Origin of the sequence: Micrococcus sp. HG099 (assembly GCF_024723355.1) — a bacterium.
Taxonomy (GTDB): domain Bacteria; phylum Actinomycetota; class Actinomycetes; order Actinomycetales; family Micrococcaceae; genus Micrococcus; species Micrococcus endophyticus.
Map to the genome: position 1 here is coordinate 1 of NZ_JANQCJ010000197.1, position 2,689 is coordinate 2,689.

Annotated in this window: 2 protein-coding genes; both read right to left on the reverse strand. The window is 78.4% G+C overall.

Going from position 1 to position 2,689, the window contains the following annotated elements; genetic code table 11:
- Positions 1-165 precede the first annotated feature (165 nt).
- Complete coding sequence (locus tag NWP10_RS11430; RefSeq protein WP_258300987.1) at positions 166-1,341, reverse strand: zinc-dependent metalloprotease; 1,176 nt, start codon at positions 1,339-1,341, stop codon at positions 166-168.
- A 112-nt stretch (positions 1,342-1,453) separates the two neighbouring features.
- Positions 1,454-2,689: D-alanyl-D-alanine carboxypeptidase/D-alanyl-D-alanine-endopeptidase (locus NWP10_RS11435; RefSeq protein WP_258300988.1), on the reverse strand; the 1,236-nt coding region annotated here is incomplete at its 5' end.

Sequence of the window (2,689 nt, forward strand, 5' to 3'; positions counted from 1 at the left end):
GCGCAGGAGTCCGCGCCGCCGGAGAGGCCGATCAGGGCGCCGCCGTCGTGCGCGGCGAGGACGGGGCGCAGGGCGGCCACGGCCCGGTGCAGGGGCTCCGGCCAGCGACCCCGGGGCGGCCAGGACTCCAGGGCGGGCGGCGCGGCCGACCCGCTCGGCACCGGCTCAGGCCTGGGCACGGACGCGGGCCGTCCAGCGCTCGGGACGGTGCAGCTCGTCCTCGGTGGGCAGCAGCTCGGGGGCGTCCCACACCACGTTGAACCCGTCCATGCCCAGCTCGGCCACGGCCGCGGACACGAACCTCTGCCCGTCCCGGTACTGGGCCATCTTGGCGTCCATGCCGAGCAGGCGGCGGAGCATGCGGTCCAGCGGGGAGCGGCGGTCCGCGCGGTCCTCGAAGCGGCGGCGGATGGTCTTGACGGAGGAGACGACGTCGGCGTCCACCCCGTCCATCACCACGTTCGCGTGCCCCTCGAGCAGGGACATCACCGCGGTGACGTGGGACAGCCGCGCCCGGTCCTCCTCGTCCTGGAGCGCGCCCAGCAGGCCTGCACCGCGGGCGGGCACGACGTCGCCGCACGCCTGCGCCGGACCGGGCCGGCCGTCGTCGGGCCCGGAGGCCGGCCCCGTGGACGCGGCCCCCGCCCCGGACCCGCGGCCCAGGGGGTTGGCGGCGGCGAGGGCGGAGCGCAGGCGCTCGGGGAGGGACTCGGCCTTGTTGAAGAGGCCGGAGGCGAGGGCGGTGATCTGCTCCTGCAGGTGGCCGCGCAGCCAGGGGGCGGCGGCGAACTGCACGCGGTGCGTCTGCTCGTGCAGGCACACCCACAGGCGGAAGTCCTCCGGGTCCACGTTGATCTCGGTGCGCACCTGCGCCACGGAGGGGGCGTTGAGCAGCAGGCGGCCGCCGGAGGGGCCGGCGAAGGGGTCGTACTGGCCGAGCACCTTCCCGGAGAGCCAGGCGAGGATGCCGCCCATCTCCAGGGCGGTGGCGTGCCGGGCCACGGGCGTGAGGGCGGCCCGGTACTCCTGGGGCCGGGTGGCCTGCAGGTGCGCGAACGTGGGCTCGAGCATCGTGGCGAACGACTGCGTGGCCGAGGCGGACCACGTGGGCCGGTCCACCACGAGCACCTGGGAGTCCCGCAGGTCCTCGGCGGCGGCCAGGCCGGTGAGGCGGTGCACGTGCGGCACGGAGGCCTCGGCGGCGGCGCGCAGCCCGGCGGCCTCGCGGGCGGCCTCGCGCGCGGTGAAGCGGGGGCCGGCGGGAGCGAGGGCGGCGGCGGTGCGCGCGGCGAAGGCCCAGTCCACGGGCTGCGGGACGCGGTCGGCGGGGGCGGTGTCCATGGGGCCATGAGACCACAGGGGGCGGACGCGCTCACGGCCTGCGGGGCGCGTTCGCCCTGCGCTCAGCGGCGCGGGGCCCCGCGCGGCGGGCGGCGGACCCGCGCCGCGGCGCTCAGAGCTCGGCCATCGCGGTGACGGCGGCGTCCACGGCCTCCCGGGCCTCGTCGAGCTTCCAGTCGAGGTCCGAGGCCACGATGCTGAACGCCAGCACCCGCCCCTCCTGCGTGGTCACGGTGCCGGTGAGGGACACGGTGTGGTCCAGCGTGCCGGTCTTCGCGGCGACGGCGTCCTCGGCCGCGGTGCCCCGGAACCGCTCGTCCAGGGTGGAGTCCTCCCCCGGCCGCGGCAGCCCGTCCAGCACGGGGGCCAGCCACGGCACGCGGGACGCAGCGGACACCACGGCGGCCAGCTGGGCGGGGCTCACGAGGGACCCCTCCGCCAGCCCGGAGGCGTCCAGGACCGCCATCCCCGCGGTGTCGGCCCCGAGGTCCGCGGCGACGTCCTCGAGCAGGTCCGCGGCCCCCTCGTGCGTGGCGGGACGGCCGACCGCGTAGGCGGACAGGCGCCCGAGCGCCTCGGCCACCTGGTTCTCCGAGTGGGCCAGCATGTACGCGGCCACCTCCGCCACCGGCGCGGACTCCACCTGGGCCGTCGGCTCGGCGGCGACGACGTCGTCCCGCACCGCCGTCGTGGCCGGGATGGAGTCCCGCAGCCCCAGGTCCAGGGCCGCCCCCGTGCGCTCGATCTCCTCGTCCAGCAGGCGCTGGAACACGAGCGCGGCGTGCCTGGCGGGGTCCTCGATGCGCTCCTCGTCCACGCCCGGCGCCTCGCGCCCGCCCCACGTGGCCAGCGGCTGCACGGCCGAGACGTGCCCGTCCTCGAGCAGGTCCGGCGTCCACGCCGGGTTCACTGCGGCGCCGTCGAACAGGCGCAGGTCCACGGACACCACGACGTCGCCGCTCACCCCCGCCTCGGCGAGGCCGGCGACGGTCCGCTCGGCCAGGGTCCTCAGCCCCGCCCGGCCGGCCACCGCGTCCGGGTCCGAGGCGCCGTCGCCCAGGAGCACGTCCCCGCCGCCCACGAGCACGAGCTCCGTGGCGCCGTCGTCGGCCGCGGGCACCGCGACCACGCGCGTGCGCAGGGTCCGCTCCGGGCCGAGGGTGCGCAGCGCGGCCGCCGCCGTGAGCACCTTGAGCGAGGACGCCGGGGCCGCGAGGGAGTCCGCGTCGCGCGCGTGGAGCACCTCGCCGGTGGCCGCGTCCCGCACCTGCGCGGCCACGCGGCCGGGCGAGGCGTCCAGGGCGGCGTCCACGGCGGAGGCGAGGGCCCGCGCGTCGGGGGACGGGGC